This window comes from Enterobacter sp. RIT637 (genome assembly GCF_019718755.1).
In the GTDB taxonomy this organism is placed as follows: domain Bacteria; phylum Pseudomonadota; class Gammaproteobacteria; order Enterobacterales; family Enterobacteriaceae; genus Enterobacter.
In genome coordinates this window covers 1-540 of the sequence record NZ_JAIHAZ010000163.1, presented here as the reverse complement: position 1 = coordinate 540, position 540 = coordinate 1, and the positions used below count along the sequence as shown (strand labels likewise).

1 pseudogene is annotated in these 540 nt (G+C 46.5%); it reads right to left on the bottom strand.

Annotated elements, in window-relative coordinates:
* Positions 1-499: pseudogene (locus tag K5E19_RS23785) on the bottom strand (O-antigen ligase family protein); the annotation flags it as partial.
* Positions 500-540 lie beyond the last annotated feature (41 nt).

Sequence of the window (540 nt, the reverse complement as noted above, 5' to 3'; positions counted from 1 at the left end):
ATACAATCCGCGTTTCGCCCCAATGGATCACACCGTCGCGCCAGTAGAGCCAGATCGTATCCAGTAAATGAATACAGACTACGCCCCAGAAAAAGAGAACGATCAGCGTGAAATAGCGTGCGGCTGAAATAGAAGGATACTGGGTTTGAATGGCCGGGATTAACACCAGACCTGCGCAGAAAAGTAATACCGGGCGCAACCATTGCCCATCCCACGTCGATACCATCTCTTTTATATCAGGCGCGACAAAAAAGCCGTTAATCAAGATATAGAAAGTTAATACCCATATCGCGATGAGAACGAACTTGATTTTGCTGACGTCAAGGTTTTTCTTCGCCGAGCTTGAGCTAAAAAAGAGACCCAGGGTCACAGCGATGATGGGATAGATCAGGCCATTGCAGTGAAAAGGAAGCTGGTCATTCGGGATTGGCCAGACAAAACACAAAGCCAGTACAGCCGGTACTAAAAGGCCCGTCAGGATGTTGCGAATATTTGTCATATTTATGGTACTGGTTAAGGATTTAGGCTTTTATACCGGTT